The organism is Streptomyces fodineus, from assembly GCF_001735805.1.
Lineage (GTDB): Bacteria > Actinomycetota > Actinomycetes > Streptomycetales > Streptomycetaceae > Streptomyces > Streptomyces fodineus.
In genome coordinates this window covers 4,929,170-4,945,814 of the sequence record NZ_CP017248.1, presented here as the reverse complement: position 1 = coordinate 4,945,814, position 16,645 = coordinate 4,929,170, and the positions used below count along the sequence as shown (strand labels likewise).

At 71.3% G+C, this 16,645-nt stretch carries 15 protein-coding genes; 8 read left to right on the top strand and 7 right to left on the bottom strand.

Annotation, left to right across the window (positions count from 1 at the left end; genetic code table 11):
• The first annotated feature begins 30 nt into the window (after positions 1-30).
• Together BFF78_RS20865 and BFF78_RS20860 are read left to right on the top strand one after the other, a co-directional pair.
• Positions 31-705 (top strand): GntR family transcriptional regulator, encoded by a 675-nt coding sequence (locus tag BFF78_RS20865; protein WP_069779770.1) that lies wholly within the window; start codon positions 31-33, stop codon positions 703-705.
• Positions 702-2,012 carry an MFS transporter gene (locus BFF78_RS20860; RefSeq protein ID WP_069779769.1) on the top strand — a complete coding sequence of 437 codons (1,311 nt, stop codon included), beginning with the start codon at positions 702-704 and terminating at the stop codon, positions 2,010-2,012. The genes BFF78_RS20865 and BFF78_RS20860 overlap by 4 nt, the downstream gene beginning before the upstream one ends.
• Before the next feature lie 2 nt (positions 2,013-2,014).
• Here BFF78_RS20860 and BFF78_RS20855 read toward each other — a convergent pair whose 3' ends face one another.
• A complete protein-coding gene (locus BFF78_RS20855; RefSeq protein ID WP_069779768.1) occupies positions 2,015-2,839 on the bottom strand; it encodes a maleylpyruvate isomerase family mycothiol-dependent enzyme in 825 nt (274 codons plus the stop codon).
• 220 nt (positions 2,840-3,059) lie between these two features.
• Here BFF78_RS20855 and BFF78_RS20850 point away from each other — a divergent pair, with 220 nt between their 5' ends.
• Positions 3,060-3,860, top strand: a complete 801-nt coding sequence (locus BFF78_RS20850; protein ID WP_069779767.1) for a carbon-nitrogen family hydrolase — start codon at positions 3,060-3,062, stop codon at positions 3,858-3,860.
• A gap of 23 nt (positions 3,861-3,883) precedes the next feature.
• On the opposite strand, the gene BFF78_RS20845 is transcribed toward BFF78_RS20850, so the two are convergent.
• Together BFF78_RS20845 and BFF78_RS20840 are read right to left on the bottom strand one after the other, a co-directional pair.
• Entirely contained in the window at positions 3,884-4,378 is a 495-nt protein-coding gene (locus tag BFF78_RS20845) for an LURP-one-related/scramblase family protein (protein ID WP_069779766.1), read from the bottom strand.
• Positions 4,379-4,428: 50 nt separating this feature from the next.
• On the bottom strand, positions 4,429-5,409 hold the full coding sequence (locus tag BFF78_RS20840; protein WP_069779765.1) for a GlxA family transcriptional regulator: 981 nt from the start codon (positions 5,407-5,409) through the stop codon (positions 4,429-4,431).
• A 52-nt stretch (positions 5,410-5,461) separates the two neighbouring features.
• On the opposite strand from BFF78_RS20840, the gene BFF78_RS20835 reads away from it, so the two are divergent.
• Positions 5,462-5,857: a cupin domain-containing protein gene (locus BFF78_RS20835; RefSeq protein ID WP_069779764.1), complete on the top strand. Its 396-nt coding sequence runs from the start codon at positions 5,462-5,464 to the stop codon at positions 5,855-5,857.
• A 133-nt stretch (positions 5,858-5,990) separates the two neighbouring features.
• On the top strand, positions 5,991-7,811 hold the full coding sequence (locus BFF78_RS20830; RefSeq protein ID WP_069779763.1) for a thioredoxin-like domain-containing protein: 1,821 nt from the start codon (positions 5,991-5,993) through the stop codon (positions 7,809-7,811).
• A gap of 12 nt (positions 7,812-7,823) precedes the next feature.
• Here the strand turns inward: BFF78_RS20830 and BFF78_RS20825 are convergent, their stop codons facing one another.
• The 3 genes from BFF78_RS20825 to BFF78_RS20815 all read right to left on the bottom strand — a co-directional run bounded on the left by BFF78_RS20825 (position 7,824) and on the right by BFF78_RS20815 (position 11,355).
• Positions 7,824-8,072: a DUF6458 family protein gene (locus BFF78_RS20825; protein WP_069779762.1), complete on the bottom strand. Its 249-nt coding sequence runs from the start codon at positions 8,070-8,072 to the stop codon at positions 7,824-7,826.
• An 80-nt stretch (positions 8,073-8,152) separates the two neighbouring features.
• A complete protein-coding gene (locus tag BFF78_RS20820; protein ID WP_069779761.1) occupies positions 8,153-9,451 on the bottom strand; it encodes a M18 family aminopeptidase in 1,299 nt (432 codons plus the stop codon).
• A 77-nt stretch (positions 9,452-9,528) separates the two neighbouring features.
• Positions 9,529-11,355, bottom strand: a complete 1,827-nt coding sequence (locus BFF78_RS20815; protein WP_069779760.1) for an acyl-CoA dehydrogenase — start codon at positions 11,353-11,355, stop codon at positions 9,529-9,531.
• Positions 11,356-11,618: 263 nt separating this feature from the next.
• Between BFF78_RS20815 and BFF78_RS20810 the strand changes: the two genes are divergently transcribed.
• The 3 genes from BFF78_RS20810 (at position 11,619) to BFF78_RS20800 (ending at position 14,484) form a co-directional block, all read left to right on the top strand.
• Positions 11,619-12,101: an SseB family protein gene (locus tag BFF78_RS20810; RefSeq protein ID WP_069779759.1), complete on the top strand. Its 483-nt coding sequence runs from the start codon at positions 11,619-11,621 to the stop codon at positions 12,099-12,101.
• 135 nt (positions 12,102-12,236) lie between these two features.
• A complete protein-coding gene (locus BFF78_RS20805) occupies positions 12,237-13,214 on the top strand; it encodes a pirin family protein (protein WP_069779758.1) in 978 nt (325 codons plus the stop codon).
• Between the two features lie 142 nt (positions 13,215-13,356).
• Positions 13,357-14,484 (top strand): AI-2E family transporter, encoded by a 1,128-nt coding sequence (locus BFF78_RS20800; protein ID WP_069779757.1) that lies wholly within the window; start codon positions 13,357-13,359, stop codon positions 14,482-14,484.
• Here BFF78_RS20800 and BFF78_RS20795 read toward each other — a convergent pair.
• A complete protein-coding gene (locus tag BFF78_RS20795; RefSeq protein WP_069779756.1) occupies positions 14,373-16,577 on the bottom strand; it encodes a SpoIIE family protein phosphatase in 2,205 nt (734 codons plus the stop codon). The genes BFF78_RS20800 and BFF78_RS20795 overlap by 112 nt on opposite strands.
• Positions 16,578-16,645: the final 68 nt, after the last annotated feature.

Here is a 16,645-nt window from a genome sequence, read left to right as displayed (position 1 = left end):
ATGCGTACGTGTTGTATCTATCATGTGGGCATGAAGACGGCCGTAGAGCAGCCCGCCCGCCGGCACGACAAGCCGCCACCCGCCGCCGACCGCGTGTACACCCACGTCAAACAGGGCGTCCTGGACCGCCGCTACGAGGGCGGCACCCTGCTCACCGAGGGCGAGCTGGCCGAGGCCGTCGGGGTCTCGCGCACACCCGTGCGGGAGGCGCTGCTGCGGCTGGAGGTCGAGGGCCTGATCCGGCTCTATCCGAAGAAGGGCGCCCTGGTGCTGCCCGTCTCCGCGCAGGAGATCGCCGACGTGGTGGAGACCCGGCTGCTGGTCGAGGAGCACGCCGCGCGCAAGGCCGTACCCGCCCCGCCCGGTCTGGTCGAGCGGCTGACCGAGCTGCTGGAGCTGCAGAAGGCGCAGGCCGCCGCCGGTGACCTGGCCGCGGCCGCGGTGACCGACCGCTCCTTCCACGCCGAGATCGTGCGCAGCGGCGGCAACGAGATCCTGTCCCGGCTCTACGACCAGCTGCGCGACCGGCAGCTGCGGATGGGCGTCGCCGTCATGCACTCCCACCCCGACCGGATCGCCAAGACGCTCGCCGAGCACGAGCAGATCCTGCACGCGCTGCGCGCCGGGGACGCGGAGGCGGCCGTCGAGGTCGTGCACCGTCATGTGAGCTGGTTCTCGCACCTCGCGCGGGGTGAGGTCCGATGAGCGGCTCGGCAAACAACGTCACCCTTCCGGGTGATCCACCGGGCGGCCGACGCGCCGTCACCGTGTGGTCCATAGGCGTCGCCGTCTACTTCGTCGCCGTCATCTTCCGTACGTCACTGGGTGTGGCGGGACTGGACGCGGCCGACCGCTTCCATGTGAACGCCTCCGCGCTGTCGACGTTCTCCATCCTTCAGCTGCTGGTCTACGCCGGTATGCAGATACCCGTCGGCCTGCTGGTCGACCGGCTCGGCACCAAGAGGGTGCTGAGCATCGGCGCCGTGCTGTTCACGGCCGGGCAGCTCGGCTTCGCCTTCTCTCCCTCCTACGGCACCGCCCTCGCCTCCCGTGCCCTGCTGGGCTGCGGTGACGCGATGACCTTCATCAGCGTGCTGCGGCTCGGCACCCGCTGGTTCCCGGCCCGGCGCGGGCCGCTGGTGGCACAGCTCGCCGGGCTGGTCGGCATGGCGGGCAACCTGGTCTCCACACTGGTCCTCGCCCGGCTGCTGCACGGCATCGGCTGGACCCCGGCGTTCGCCGGCAGCGCGCTCGCGGGTGTCGTCGTCCTGGTGCTGACCCTGCTGTTCCTGAAGGACCACCCCGAGGGGTACGAGCCGGAGCCGTACCCGCACCAGGGCGTGGCCTACGTCCGCCGGCAGATCGCGGCGGCCTGGCGGGAGCCCGGTACGCGCCTCGGTCTGTGGGTGCACTTCACCACCCAGTTCCCGGCGATGGTGTTCCTGCTGCTGTGGGGCCTGCCGTTCCTGGTCCAGGCGCAGGGGCTCAGCCGGGCCACGGCCGGTGAGCTGCTCACTCTGGTCGTGCTGTCCAACATGGTGATCGGGCTGGTCTACGGCCAGATCATCGCCCGGCACCACGCGGCGCGGCTGCCGCTGGCGCTGGGCACGGTGGGGACGACCGGGACGCTGTGGGCGGCGACGCTGGTGTATCCCGGTGCGCACGCGCCGATGTGGCTCCTGGTGGTGCTGTGCTCGGTGCTCGGTGCGTGTGGGCCGGCCTCCATGATCGGGTTCGACTTCGCGCGGCCGGCCAACCCGCCCGAGCGACAGGGAACCGCGTCCGGTATCACCAACATGGGTGGATTCATTGCCTCGATGACGACGTTGTTCGCGGTCGGGGTGCTGCTGGATGCGACCGGGGACGATTACGCCGTGGCGTTCTCGGCGGTGTTCGTCCTTCAGGCGCTCGGGGTTTCGCAGATCCTGCGGCTTCGTGGGCGGGCGGCCCGGCGTGAGCGTGAGCGGCTGGTGGCGAGCCGGGTGGAGACGGTGCACGTACCTGCGGCTTAGCCCTACGGCGTCACCGTGAAGTTGCGCAGGATCGCCGCCGTCAGGTCCGGGTCGCCCTCGGTCTTGAGGCGGTCGGCCACCGCCTCCGGTGTGACGCGGCCGCAGGCCAGGCGGACGTAGGTTTCCCAGTCGAGGGTGAGGGTGGCGGCGGGGCCGAGGGCCGGGGCCGTTTCCAGGCTGCCACGGCCCTGGATGTCGACGCGGATCGTGCGCAGGAACTCCACCGGGCCGTGCACGTCGAAGACGATGGCCGAACTGCGCGGTGCGTCCGCGTCCTCCGCCACGATCTTGGGGAGCGCCTCCAGCAGGACGTCCCGGACCACGTACGCACCCGGCGAGTCCAGGTTGCCGGGGCGGCCGAGGGCGGTGCGCAGGTCCTGCTCGTGCACCCACACGTCGAAGGCGCGGGCGCGGTAGGCCTGTTCCACCGTGATGTCCTTGCCCAGCGGGCCGCGGACCGTGGTGCCGGGGTCACGGGACTCGCCCCGCAGCTGGCGGTTGCGGCGGATGACCGTGTACTCCAGCTCGGCCGTCATCTCGGGCGCCGTGTGGTGGCGGCGGACGTCGACCTGCATCTCCATGTACCGCTGGTGCTCGGTGGTGACGTGGAAGAGGTCACGGGGGAGCGAGTGGATCGGGCGCGGGTCGCCGAGGATCTCGCAGTCCATGCCGATGATGTGCGACACGATGTCCCGGACCGACCAGCCTGGGCAGGGGGTCCGCCGGTTCCACTCGCCCTCCGCGAGCGACTGGACCATCTCGGATATCGCTTCGATGGAGTGCGTCCAGGCGTCGGCGTAGGGCTGGAGGGTGGGATGCAGACTCACGGAACGGGACCCCTCGGCGGTCGGTACACGGGCAGGTTGTGGCGGCGTTGCCAGCGGGCGGCGGCGGCACTGCGGCGGCCGTCTGGGCCTCCCCCTGGTTCTCGGCTCCCCTCGAACCCGGGGGACCCCCAAGTTACGCTGCCTACAGGCACCCCGGCAGTGCTTTCGTGTGACGATCGTAGGCCTGTGTGGACGACTCGAATGCCAGGACGGTGGTAGTGTGCGCGCCTCGCTGATCCAGATCGCCGTGAACGAGGACGAATCGGTCGACTCCCGGCGGCATCGGGTGGCCGCGCTGGTCCGGGAGCAGGCCGGGGCCGACCTCGTGGTCCTGCCCGAACTGTGGACCACCGGAGCCTTCGCCTTCGAGGAGTTCGGCCGTGAGGCCGAGCCGCTCGAAGGACCGACCTACGAGACGATGGCCAAGGCCGCGAGCGACGCGGGCGTGTGGCTGCACGCGGGGTCCATTCCGGAGCGTGACCCGCAGGGGCCGCTCTACAACACCTCTCTCATCTTCTCCCCCTCAGGTGAGCTGGCCGCGGCCTACCGCAAGATCCATCGCTTCGGCTTCGACAAGGGCGAGGCCGTGCTGATGGGTGCCGGGCGGGACCTGGTGACGGTCCGGCTGCCCGGGACCACGCTCGGCGTGGCCACCTGCTACGACCTCCGTTTCCCCGAACTCTTCCGCGGACTGGTCGCCGCCGGCGCCGAGACCGTGGTGATCCCGGCGGGCTGGCCCGAGCGGCGGCGCGCGCACTGGACGCTGCTGGCTCAGGCGCGGGCGGTGGAGAACCAGGCGTTCGTGCTCGCGTGTGGAACGGCCGGGACCCATGCGGGAGTTCCGCAGGCGGGTCACTCGATCGTGGTGGATCCGTGGGGCGAGGTGCTGGCCGAGGCGGGCGCGGACGAGGAGATCCTCGGCGTCGACTTCGACCCGGCGAAGGTGGCCGCCACCCGCGAGCAGTTCCCGGCGCTGAAGGACCGCGTGCTGGGCCTGGAGCCACCGCGCAACCGGAGCTAGCCCGTCGGCCGGCCCCGTGGGTCTCAGTCGTCCTCCCGCTCCTTCTGCGCCAGGTGGATCACGCACACCGCCACCGCGATGAGCAGTGCCGGGTCAGCGTCCTCGCGGACGATGTCGACGCCGTAGGTGTCCCGCAGGTGCAGCCAGCGGCGGGAGATGACCGCGAGGAGTTCGCCGTCGTACTCGATGGCGAACTCGTGGTCGAGGATCTTGCCGCTGACGTCCAGCACGGTGCCGTCGGCCAGGGACACCCGGTAGTGGTTGCGCAGCAGGGACAGCCGTTTGCGCCTGATGGTGGCCAGGCCCTCGCCGTCCCGCTCGATCACCATGGTGTCGCGCAGGGCGAACATCTTCTGGTGGATGTCGATCAGAATGCGTCCGTGGGCGTCCTTCAGCTGGAAGGTGTCCCGCAGCCGCATCGCCTTGCCGTCGACGAGGAACACCTTCCGGCCGTGTTCGTCCTCGATCCAGTAGTCGTCGCCGATACCGAGGAGCCGATCGCGTACGAGGAGTCTCATGCGGTTACCGTTCCCCGCCGCGGCGAGATCATCACGGAGCCGGAAGAGGACTACCGCGGCCCGAAGCGCCTGCGGTAGTCCGATGGGCTCAGCCCCGTCTCCCGGCGCAGCCGGGCCCGCAGATTGGCCGCCGTACCCAGGCCGCTGCGGGCCGCGACGACGTCCAGGCGCTCCTCGCCCCGCTCGATCAGCCGGCAGGCCAGCGCCACCCGCTCCCCGGTGAGCCAGGCCAGCGGGGTGGTACCCAGCTGGGCGCGGAAGCGGCGGTGCAGCGTGGCCGGGCTGACGGCCGCGCGGGCGGCGAGGTCCGCCACCGTCAGCGGCTCGCCCAGCCGCTCCTGCGCCCAGGCCAGCAGCGGGCCGAGCGACTCGTCGGGCACGTCGGGCACCGGGCGTTCCACGAACTGCCGCTGGCCGCCGTCGCGGTGGGCGGCGAAGACGAGGCGCCGGGAGACGGCGCTTGCGAGTTCGGCCCCGTGGTCGCGGCGCCACAGGTGCAGCCCGAGGTCGAGCGCGGCCGCGCTGCCGGCGGCGGTGAGGATGTCGCCCTCGTCGACGAACAGCACGTCCGGCTCCAGCAGCACCTTGGGGTGCAGGTCCCGGAAGGCGTCCGCCCACATCCAGTGGGTGGTGGCCCGGCGCCCGTCGAGCAGCCCGGCCTCGGCGAGGGCGAAACTGCCCGTACAGAAGCTGACGATGCGCGCCCCGCGCGCGTGGGCGCGCCGGATGGCGTCCAGGACGTCGGAGCCGCGCGGTACGACGTTGTCGGGGCGGCCCGGTACGACGAGGGTGTCGGCCTCGTCGACCGCCTCCAGGCCGGGCACACCGGTGAGGGTGAAGAAGCCGTGGTTCATCCGCGTCGCGGGGGCGGGCGCGCACAGTGTCACCTCGTACAGCCGCCCCTGAAGGCCGAGTTCGGGCCTCGGCAGCCCGAACAGCTCGGTGGCGACCCCAACCTCGAAGGGGTTGGTGCCCTCGTCGACGATCACGGCGACCCGATGCGGACGGCGGTGAGAGGATCCTTGCGGCATATGCGATTCCTAGCACTCGTCCGGCCGTACCGTAACCCCGCAGGATGACCGCATGGAACCCAAGGAACCCATCTCCCTGGACAAGGCGCTCGCCTCCTTCACCGAGTGCTGGAGCCCCCGCATCGTCGCCGCCGTCAACGACTACGACGTCCGCATCGCCAAGTTCGAGGGCGAGCACGTCTGGCATGTGCACGAGGACACCGACGAGTTCTTCCTGGTCCTCGACGGCGAGGTGCACCTGGGGCTGCGCGAACCGGCCGGCGAGCGCACGGTCGTCCTGACCAAGGGGTCGGTGTTCACCGTCCCGCGCGGCACCTATCACAAGCCGTCCGCGCCCCGGCGCGCCGAAGTCCTCCTCTTCGAGCCCACGGGCACCCTCTCGGTCGGCGACCGGCACGAGGAGGTGCCCGGCCATGTCGACGTCACCACCGGCCACGCCCTGATCTGACGGGCCACCGCAGTCCACCGGTCGGGTACGGCAACACGCACCGGCCGGTTGTCCACAGGCGTCCCGGTCCGCGGATGCCGGTTGTCCACAGGCGCCGAATCGGCTGTCGGAGTCGAGTGGCAATCTTGGGGCCATGACCCACTCCGCACCCCGACGAGCCCGCGTCCGTGCCCCCGAGCTGATCGGCAAGGGTGGCTGGCTGAACACGGGCGACCAGCGGTACACCCTCGCCGACCTGCGCGGACGCATCGTCGTCCTGGACTTCTGGACCTTCTGCTGCATCAACTGCCTGCATGTCCTGGACGAGCTGCGGGAGTTGGAGGAGAAGCACCGGGACACGGTGGTGGTCATCGGCGTGCACTCCCCGAAGTTCGTGCACGAGGCCGAGCACCAGGCGGTCGTCGACGCGGTGGAGCGCTACGGCGTCGAGCACCCGGTGCTGGACGACCCGGAGCTCGCCACCTGGAAGCAGTACGCGGTGCGCGCGTGGCCGACGCTGGTCGTGATCGACCCCGAGGGGTACGTCGTCGCCCAGCACGCCGGCGAGGGCCACGCGCACGCCATCGAGCGGCTGGTGGAGGAGCTGGAGACCGAGCACGAGGCGAAGGGCACGCTGCGCCGCGGCGACGGCCCGTACGTGCCGCCGGAGCCTGAGCCGACGACCCTCCGCTTCCCCGGCAAGGCGCTGCTCCTGCCGTCGGGGCACTTCCTGGTCAGCGACACCACCCGGCACCAGCTGGTGGAGCTGGCCGAGGACGCCGAGACCGTCGTACGGCGCATCGGCTCCGGCACGCGCGGCTTCACGGACGGCGGCCCGCAGCAGGCCTCCTTCAGCGAGCCCCAAGGCCTCGCCCTGCTCGACGACGGCTCGGTGGCCGTGGCCGACACCGTCAACCACGCCCTGCGCCGCCTGGACCTGGTCTCCGGCGCGGTGACCACCCTGGCCGGCACCGGGAAGCAGTGGTGGCAGGGGTCCGCGACCTTCGGCCCGGCCCGCGAGGTCGACCTCTCCTCCCCCTGGGACGTGGCGGTCTTCGGCGGCAGGGTGTGGATCGCCATGGCGGGCGTCCACCAGCTGTGGACGTACGACCCCGCGGCGGGCACGGTCGCGGTGGCGGCCGGTACCACCAACGAGGGGCTGGTCGACGGCCCCGGCGCCGAGGCCTGGTTCGCCCAGCCCTCCGGCCTCGCCGCGGCCGATGAGCGGCTGTGGCTGGCCGACTCCGAGACGAGCGCCCTGCGCTGGGTGGACCTCGACGGCCAGGTCCACACGGCGGTCGGCACCGGCCTGTTCGACTTCGGCCACCGCGACGGCGCCGCCGGCCAGGCCCTGCTCCAGCACCCCCTCGGGGTCACCGTCCTGCCGGACGGCTCGGTGGCGATCGCCGACACCTACAACCACGCCCTGCGCCGCTACGACCCGGCCACCGGCGAGGTCACGACGCTGGCCACCGACCTGCGCGAGCCCAGTGACGCCGTCCTCGCCGGCGAGGACATCGTGGTGGTCGAGTCGGCCCGGCACCGGCTGACCCGGTTGCGGCTGCCCGAGGAGGCGGTGCGCGTGGAGTCGGTCGCCCACCGCACCCGGCGCGCGGCCACGGACGTCGTCCCCGGCCGCCTCCGGCTGGACGTGATCTTCCAGGCCCCGGCCGGCCAGAAGCTCGACACGCGGTACGGCCCCTCCACGCGTCTGCTGGTCTCCTCGACCCCGCCCGAGCTGCTGCTCAAGGGCGAGGGAGCGGACACCGACCTCAGCCGCGAGCTGGAACTGAACCCGGAGATCACGGAAGGCGTCCTGCACGTCTCCGCGATGGCCGCGAGCTGCGACGCCGACCCGGCCGTCGAATACCCCGCCTGCCACGTCCACCAGCAGGACTGGGGCGTCCCGGTCCGCCTCGGACCGGGCGGGGCGGACCGCCTGCCACTCGTCCTGGCGGGGATGGACGAGCAGTAGGCGGGCGTCGCGTCAGACGCCGTAACCGTCGGTGTAGCCGTCGCCGCGGTGATGGTGCGGTTCTTCCTCGACCACCGGCGTCGGCGGGACCACGACCCGCCGGCGCCGCGCGATACCGCTGAACGTCGCGATGCCGATCAGGCCCACGGCCATCAGGATCACGCCGACGACGTCCAGGTTGACGCCGCGCATGTGCCAGTCGGTCGCGAACGTGAGGATGGCTCCCACAGCGATGAGGATGATGCATCCGCCGAGCCCCATGAGACCTCGCCTCCTCCCCTTCCGGTGCCGGAATCTCCGGCACCGACCGAGTACCCGGCGAGGTCCCGGCTAGCCCTCGACTACCCCTCCAGGAAGGCCATCAGGGCGTTGGCCAGCAGGAACGGGTCGTCGGCGCCGCACAGTTCGCGCACGCTGTGCATCGAGAGGATCGCGACGCCGATGTCCACGGTCCGGATGCCGTGCCGGGCCGCGGTGATCGGGCCGATGGTGGTGCCACAGGGCATGGAGTTGTTGGAGACGAAGGCCTGGAAGGGGACGTCCGCCTTCTCGCAGGCGGCGGCGAACACCGCGCGGCCCGGACCGTCCGTGGCATAGCGGTTGTTGACGTTGACCTTGAGGATCGGGCCGCCGTTGACCCGCGGGTGGTGCGTCGGGTCGTGCCGCTCGGCGTAGTTGGGGTGGACGGCGTGGCCCGTGTCGGAGGACAGGCACACGGTGCCGGCGAAGGCCCGGGCCCGGTCCTCGTAGGAGCCGCCGCGCGCGAACACCGAGCGCTCCAGGACCGATCCGAGCAGCGGGCCGTCCGCGCCGGTGTCCGACTGGGAGCCGTTCTCCTCGTGGTCGAAGGCGGCGAGCACCGGGATACGGGTGAGCGGGGCGCCGGAGGTCGCGACGGCGGCCAGCGCTGCCGTGCCCGCGTGCACCGACAGCAGGTTGTCCATCCGCGGCCCGGCGACCAGCTCCCGGTCCCGGCCGAGGTAGGCCGGTGCCTCCACCGGGTGCGTCATCAGGTCCCAGCCGGTGACCGAACCGGCCGCGAGCCCCGCCTCCTCCTCCAGGAAGGCGATCAGATCGCCGTCCCGCACATCGTCGCCAAGTCCCCAGACCGGCTGCAGATGACGCTGCTTGTCGAGCTTGAGCCCCTCGGAGCTGACCGAACGGTCCAGGTGGATGGCGAGTTGGGGCACGCGCAGCAGCGGCCGGTCCACGTTGACCAGGACCGTGGAGCCGTCGCGCAGGCTCAGCCGGCCGGCCAGTCCCAGGTCGCGGTCCAGCCAGGAGTTCATCAGCGGGCCGCCGTAGATCTCGACGGCGACCTGACGCCAGCCGTGCCCGCCGCTGTCCGGCCGTGGCTTGATCCGCAGGTTCGGGGAGTCGGTGTGCGCGCCGACGATGTGGAACGGGGTGTGCGCCTCGGCGCCCTCGGGGACGTACCAGGCGACGATCGCGCCGCCGCGCAGCACGTACTTGCCGCCGCTCGAGGCGTCCCAGGCGTCCGTCTCCGCGACCTGCCGGAAGCCTGCCTTCTCCAGCCGCTCGGCGGCATTGGCCACCGCGTGGTACGGCGACGGGCCGGCCGCCAGGAAGGACATCAGGTCGTCGGTGTGGCCGCGGTCGAAGCGGGCTGGTGCGCTCATGGGATTCACCTTAACGACGAGTGCGGGCCCGCTCCCGGAAAGGGAGCGGGCCCGCACACTTTCTGCAGGAGGATTGCTTAGAACGCGGCCTCGTCGAGCTCCATCAGGTCCAGCTCGACGCCGGCGGCGACCTTGCGGGCGAGGGTGACGCCCGGCAGGACGTTCGCCGCGAAGAACTTCGCCGCGGCGATCTTGCCGGTGTAGAACGCCTTGTCCTTGGCGGAGGCCGAGGCCAGCTTCTCGGCGGCGATCGCGGCGCCCTTGAGCAGCAGGTAGCCGACGACGACGTCACCGGAGGCCATGAGCAGGCGGGTGGTGTTCAGGCCCACCTTGTAGATGTTCTTGGTGTCCTGCTCGGTGGCGGCGAGGTCGGTCAGCATCAGGCCGACGATCGCCTCCAGCTCCACGGCCGCCTTGGCCAGGTGCTCGCGGGCGCCGGCCAGCTCCTCGCCGCCGGTGCCGAGCGCCAGGAACTTCTTGATGTCCTCGGCGAGGGAGTTCAGCGCGGCGCCCTGGTTGCGGACGATCTTCCGGAAGAAGAAGTCCTGGCCCTGGATCGCCGTGGTGCCCTCGTACAGGGTGTCGATCTTGGAGTCCCGGATGTACTGCTCGATCGGGTACTCCTGCAGGAAGCCGGACCCGCCGAAGGTCTGCAGCGACTGGGCCAGCTGCTCGTAGCCCTTCTCGGAGCCGTAGCCCTTGACGATCGGCAGCAGCAGGTCGTTCAGCGCCTCCTCGGCGGAGGCGTCCTCGCCGTTCGCCTCCTTGACCTGGATCGCGTCCTGGATCGAGGCGGTGTACAGCACCAGGGCGCGCATGCCCTCCGCGTACGCCTTCTGCGTCATCAGCGAGCGGCGCACGTCGGGGTGGTGGGTGATGGTGACCTTGGGCGCGGTCTTGTCCATGAAGTTGGCCAGGTCCGGGCCCTGGACGCGCTCCTTGGCGTACTCCAGCGCGTTCAGGTAGCCGGTGGACAGCGTGGAGATCGCCTTCGTGCCGACCATCATGCGGGCGAACTCGATGATGCGGAACATCTGGCGGATGCCGTCGTGCTTGTCGCCGATCAGCCAGCCCTTGGCGGGGTGCTGGTCGCCGAAGGTCATCTCGCACGTGTTGGAGGCCTTCAGGCCCATCTTGTGCTCGACGTTGGTGGCGTACACGCCGTTGCGCTCGCCCAGCTCGCCGGTCTCGAAGTCGAAGAGGTACTTCGGGACGAGGAAGAGGGACAGGCCCTTGGTGCCGGGGCCGGCGCCCTCGGGACGCGCGAGCACGTAGTGGAGGATGTTCTCCGACATGTCGTGCTCACCGGAGGTGATGAAGCGCTTCACGCCCTCGATGTGCCAGGAGCCGTCCTCCTGCTGGATCGCCTTGGTACGGCCGGCACCCACGTCGGAGCCCGCGTCGGGCTCGGTGAGCACCATCGTGGAGCCCCACTGCTTCTCGGTGGCGACCTTGGCGATGTGCTTCTGGACCTCGTTGCCCTCCTCGAAGAGGATGCCGGCGAACGCCGGGCCCGAGGAGTACATCCACACGGCGGGGTTGGCGCCCAGGATCAGCTCGGCGTAGGCCCAGATCAGGGAGCGCGGCGAGGTGGTGCCGCCGATCTCCTCGGGCAGGCCGAGCCGCCAGTACTCGGAGTCCATGAAGGCCTGGTAGCTCTTCTTGAAGGACGCCGGGACCGGCGCGGTGTTGGTCTCCGGGTCGAAGACCGGCGGGTTGCGGTCGGCGTCGGCGAAGGACTCGGCCAGCTCGTTCTCCGAGAGGCGGGTCAGCTCCTCCAGGACGCTCTTGGCGGTGTCGACGTCCATCTCCTCGAACGGGCCGGTGCCGTACACCTTGTCGCGCCCCAGTACTTCGAAGAGGTTGAACTCGATGTCGCGGAGATTCGACTTGTAGTGCCCCATGGCGACGGCTCCGTTGAGGGATCGGCGAGGCACTGACTCCTCGCACCTAGTTCACGTACCAACAAGTAGCTACGATGATGCTACCCGTCGGTAATAAGAAGCAACCCCTGCCGGTCAAGTGTGAGAAGGGTCTACTCCTGCCTGGCCGTGCGGTGCAACCGGGACGCGGTGATCCGGGAAGGGAGCCGTCGGCGCCGTGGGCCGGCCGCTGCATAAATTCTCCGGGGACCACCGCAGCGCTCCCGCTCGGTACGCTTGCGCCCATGTACGGATACGGCCAGCCCATGGATGGCGGCGCCGCTCAGCAGCAGTACACCGCGTCGCAGCAGCAGATGCCGGGCGGCGTCGGTGGCTACGGCCAGCAGCCGCCGCTCTACCCGGAGCCGTCCCCGCCCTCCCTCGCGGACGCGGTGCGCGCCTTCACCACCGGGCAGATGTCCGCCGAGGACTTCCAGCAGATCTTCGCCACCTCGAAGGTGTACTGCCCACGCGGCGACACCCCCGGCTTCCTCGCCCTGCACAACACCCAGCAGCCGGTGATCCCGATGTTCACCTCGCTCAAGGAGCTGCGCCGGTACGCGGGCAAGGAGTCCAAGTACTTCGTGATCACCGGCGCCGAGGTGATCGACCTGCTGCCCACCGGCTACGGCTTCGTCCTGGACATGGAGGGCGAGCACCGGATGGTGTTCGACGCGAAGGCGGTCGAGCAGATGGTCGACTTCGCGATGCGCCGCATGTACGGCTAGAGGCCGCCGCTTCGCGGGCGGGTGCCGAGTGCGCCGCTCCCAGGGCCCGGAGGGAATTCCCTCCGGGCTCTTTCTGTTGAGGGTGGCAGAAAGTTCAATGCTCAACTAAAGTGAGCGCACGAGGAGGTACCGACCATGCCTGCAGTGACCGTCGAGAACCCGCTGACGCTGCCCCGGGTGACCGCTCCCGCCGACGCCGTGGCACGTCCCGTGCTGGCCGTCACGACCGCTCCGAGCGGTTTCGAGGGCGAGGGCTTCCCGGTGCGCCGGGCGTTCGCCGGGATCAACTACCGCTACCTCGACCCGTTCATCATGATGGACCAGATGGGCGAGGTGGAGTACGCGCCGGGCGAGCCCAAGGGCACCCCCTGGCACCCGCACCGCGGCTTCGAGACCGTCACGTACATCATCGACGGCGTCTTCGACCACCAGGACTCCCACGGCGGTGGCGGCACCATCACCAACGGCGACACCCAGTGGATGACGGCGGGCTCGGGGCTCCTGCACATCGAGGCCCCGCCGGAGTCCCTGGTCGTCTCCGGCGGTCTCTTCCACGGTCTGCAGCTGTGGGTGAACCTCCCGGCCAAGGACAAGATGATGGCCCCGCGCTACCAGGACATCCGCGGAGGCAACGTGCAGCTGCTGACGACCCCGGACGGTGGCGCTCTGCTGCGGGTCATCGCGGGTGAACTGGACGGCCACAAGGGCCCCGGCATCACCCACACCCCGATCACGATGGTCCACGCGACCCTCGCTCCGGGTGCCGAGGTCACCCTGCCCTGGCGGGAGGACTTCAACGGGCTGGCGTACGTCCTCGCGGGGCGCGGCAGCGTCGGTACGGACCGCCGGCCGGTCCATCTCGGGCAGACCGCCGTGTTCGGGGCCGGGGCCTCGCTGACGGTCCGCGCGGACGAGAAGCAGGACTCTCACACGCCGGATCTGGAGGTCGTGCTGCTGGGCGGGCAGCCGATTCGTGAGCCCATGGCTCACTACGGCCCGTTCGTCATGAACACCAAGGAAGAGCTGATGCAGGCCTTCGAGGACTTCCAGAAGGGGCGGCTCGGGACGATTCCCGCGGTGCATGGCATGAACGGGAGCGGGCCGCAGGACTGACGGCTCCGGTACCGGCCCGGGGGTCCAGGGGGTTCCGCCCCCTGGACCCCTTCCCATGCCGCCGGGGTACCGCTCCTGTGCCCCTCACCCGCCCGGCCCCGCGCCGCAGGACACCCGTCGGCCTCCATGATCCGCTGGACGCGTGCCGCTCCTGCCCGACCCCGTCCGACGCCTGGCCGCCTGGTGTGTCGTACTGCTGCTCGTCGCCGGCGTCGGCTGGGTCGGGGTGCGGTTGTGCGGGGAGTTCCGTACGGCCGTCACGCCGGTGCTGCTCGCGCTGCTCGGGACCGCCCTGCTCGGCCCGATGTACCGGCGGCTCGTGCGGGCCGGGATGCAGGCGTCGGTGGCGGCCGGGCTCACCTGTGTCGCCGTCGTGGCCGTCGTCGGCGGCGCCGTGTACATCGTGGTCGCCGCGCTCATCGACACCGGCGACCAGATCATCGCCTCGCTGCGGGACGCCGCCAAGGGCGTCTCGGCGCACTTCGGGGCCGCCGGCACCGGCCTGGACGACCTCGCCGCCAACTCCCGCAAGCTGCTGAGCAGGTTCGGCGGTACGGCCGCGTCCAACGTCATCAGCGGGGTCAGCGTCGCCGCCGAGAGCATCGCCATGGCCGTGCTCGCCCTGCTGCTCGTCTTCTTCTTCCTGCGCGACTCCCACCGGGCCATGGAGACCCTGCGGTCCCTCGCGCCCGGCGGCACCGCCGACACCCTGGAGGCCATCGCCCGGCGGGCCTTCGAGGCGGTGGAGGGGTTCATGCGCGGGACGACCGTCATCGCGCTCATCGACGCCGGCTGCATCACCGTCGGTCTGCTGATCCTCCAGGTGCCCGGCGCGATCGGCCTCGGCGCGCTCGTCTTCGTCGGCGCCTACATCCCCTACCTCGGCGCCTTCATCTCCGGCGCGGTGGCCGTCCTGGTCGCCCTCGCCGACCGCGGCTTCGTCATCGCGCTGTGGGCGCTCGGGGTCGTCCTCGCCGTGCAGGTGCTGGAGGGGCACGTGCTCCAGCCGGTCGTCCAGAGCCGGACCGTGCAGATGCACCCCGCCGTGGTGATGCTGGCGATCACCGCCGGGGCCTCCGTCGCGGGCATCCTCGGCATGCTCCTCGCCGTGCCCCTGACCGCGGCCGCCTTCGGGGTCGTACAGGAACTGCGGACGCGCTATGCGGCACCCTCCGAGGCGTCCTCCCCGCCCGCCTCCCACAAGCCCCCCGACACGGCACCCGACACGTCACCCGACCCGTCACCCGACGCGGCACCCCCGGACTCGTAGAGCTCGAACCAGATGCTCTTGCCCTCGCCGCGCGGGTCCACTCCCCAGGCGTCCGCGAGCAGTTCGATCAGCATCAGGCCGCGGCCGGAGGAGGCCAGTTCGCCGGGGCGGCGCCGGTGCGGCAGGTCGTCGCCCGCGTCGGTGACCTCCGCCCGCAGCCGCCGTGCGCCCGCCTCGCCGGTCACCTCGGCGAGCAGCAGTGCGTCGGCGTCGGTGTGGACGAGGACGTTGGTGACCATCTCGGAGATCAGCAGGGCCGCCGAGTCGACCTGGTCCGTGTCGGCCCAGTCGTGCAGCAGCTCGCGCAGGTGCCGGCGGGCCTCGGCGATCCGGTCCGGCTCGTCCTGCGCCACCGACAGCAGGGTGCGCCGGACCGAGGGTTTTGCGGTGCCCTCCTGGGGCCGGCACAGCAGCACCAGTGCGATGTCGTCCTCGCGCCGGTCGGCCAGGGGCCCGGTGGTGTGGTGCGAGGACGGCCCGTGCACGGCCTGCACCAGCGCGTCGGCGAGCGACTCCAGATCGGCTCCGTCGTCGACCCGGTGGGCCTCGAGGATCGCGCGCAGCCGGCGCCAGCCGCTCTCCAGGTCGTGCCCGCCGGTCTCGATCAGGCCGTCGGTGCAGAGCATCAGCGTCTCGCCGGACTCCAGGGTGAACCGGGTCGTCGGATAGTCCGCGTCCGGGTCGATGCCCAGCGGCAGCCCGCCCGCCGTCGGCCGCAGCATCACCGTGCCGTCGGCCATCCGGATCGCCGGGTCCGGGTGCCCGGCGCGGGCGATCTCCAGCATGCCGGTCACCGGGTCGGCCTCTGCGTACACACAGGTCGCGAACCGCAGGTCGGCCAGGTGGTCGTCGCGGTCGTCGTGCGTGATGCCGTGCAGGAACCGGGAGGCGCGGGAGAGTACGGCGTCGGGGCGGTGGCCCTCGGAGGCGTAGGCGCGCAGGGCGATGCGCAGCTGGCCCATGAGGCCCGCGGCCCGTACGTCATGGCCCTGCACGTCCCCCATGGCCAGCGCGAAGCGGCCGGAGGGCAGCGGGATCATGTCGTACCAGTCGCCGCCGACCTGGAGTCCGCCGCCGGTCGGGATGTACCGGGCGGCCACCTGCATCCCGGGGATCTCCGGGCCCAGCGAGGGCAGCATGGAGCGCTGCAGGCCCTCGGTCAGCTCCCGCTCCGACTCGGCGGCCTCCGCGCGGGAGAGCGCCTGGGCGAGCATCCGGGCCACCGTCGTCAGGACCGCGCGCTCGTCGGGGGTGAACGCCACCGGATAGGCGAACGCCGCCATCCAGGCGCCCATCGTGCGCCCGGCCACCGTCAGCGGCATGAAGGCCCATGAGCGGCGGCCGAAGCGCCGGGCGAGCGGCCAGGTCGTCGGATAGCGGGACTTGTACTCCGCGCGCGAGGACATGTACACCGCGCGGCCCGTGCGGGCGACCTCGGACGCCGGATAGTCGGTGCTCAGCGGCATGTTCGAGAAGGGGCCCATGTCACCGGGCTGGTGCCCGTGCTGGCCGATGATCGTCAGCCGGTCGCCCGCCACCCCGAACACCACCAGCCCGTCCGGGGAGAACCCCGGCATCGACAGGCCGCCGGCCACCCGCAGCACCTCCGCCGTGGACCGCGCCTCGGCCAGTGCCCGGCCCGCGTCCAGCAAGAACGCCTCCCGGGAGCGCCGCCAGTCGCCGGTGACCGCGCTGCGGGCGGCCCGGGTGCCCGGGGTCGGCTCGGTGACCTCCTGAAGGGTGCCTATCAGCTCGTACGCCTGCCGCTCGGCGTCGTAGGAGGGCTTCGACCGGCTGCGTACGACGCGCAGGATGTTCCCCTGCTCGTCCATGATCCGGATGCGCACCTCGGCGAGCGTGCCCTCGGCGACGGCCAGCGGGACCACTCCGGTGATCTCGTTCCAGTCGACCGGGTGCAGCCGGGCCCGGGTCTGGGCCTCCGTGAGGGTGGTCGCCTGCGCGGGCAGACCGAGCAGCCGCGCCGCCTCCGCGTCCACGGTGACCAGCCTGGCAGCCGTGTCCCAGTGCCACATCCCGGTCGCGAGGGCGGCGAGGACGTCCCCGATGGACGGGAGGGTCTCGCCAGTACGCATTGCCCCACTTTAGGAAGATCCGATCGATAGGTGCCACTGTAAGAACACCCCGATTGACGGGCAGCACA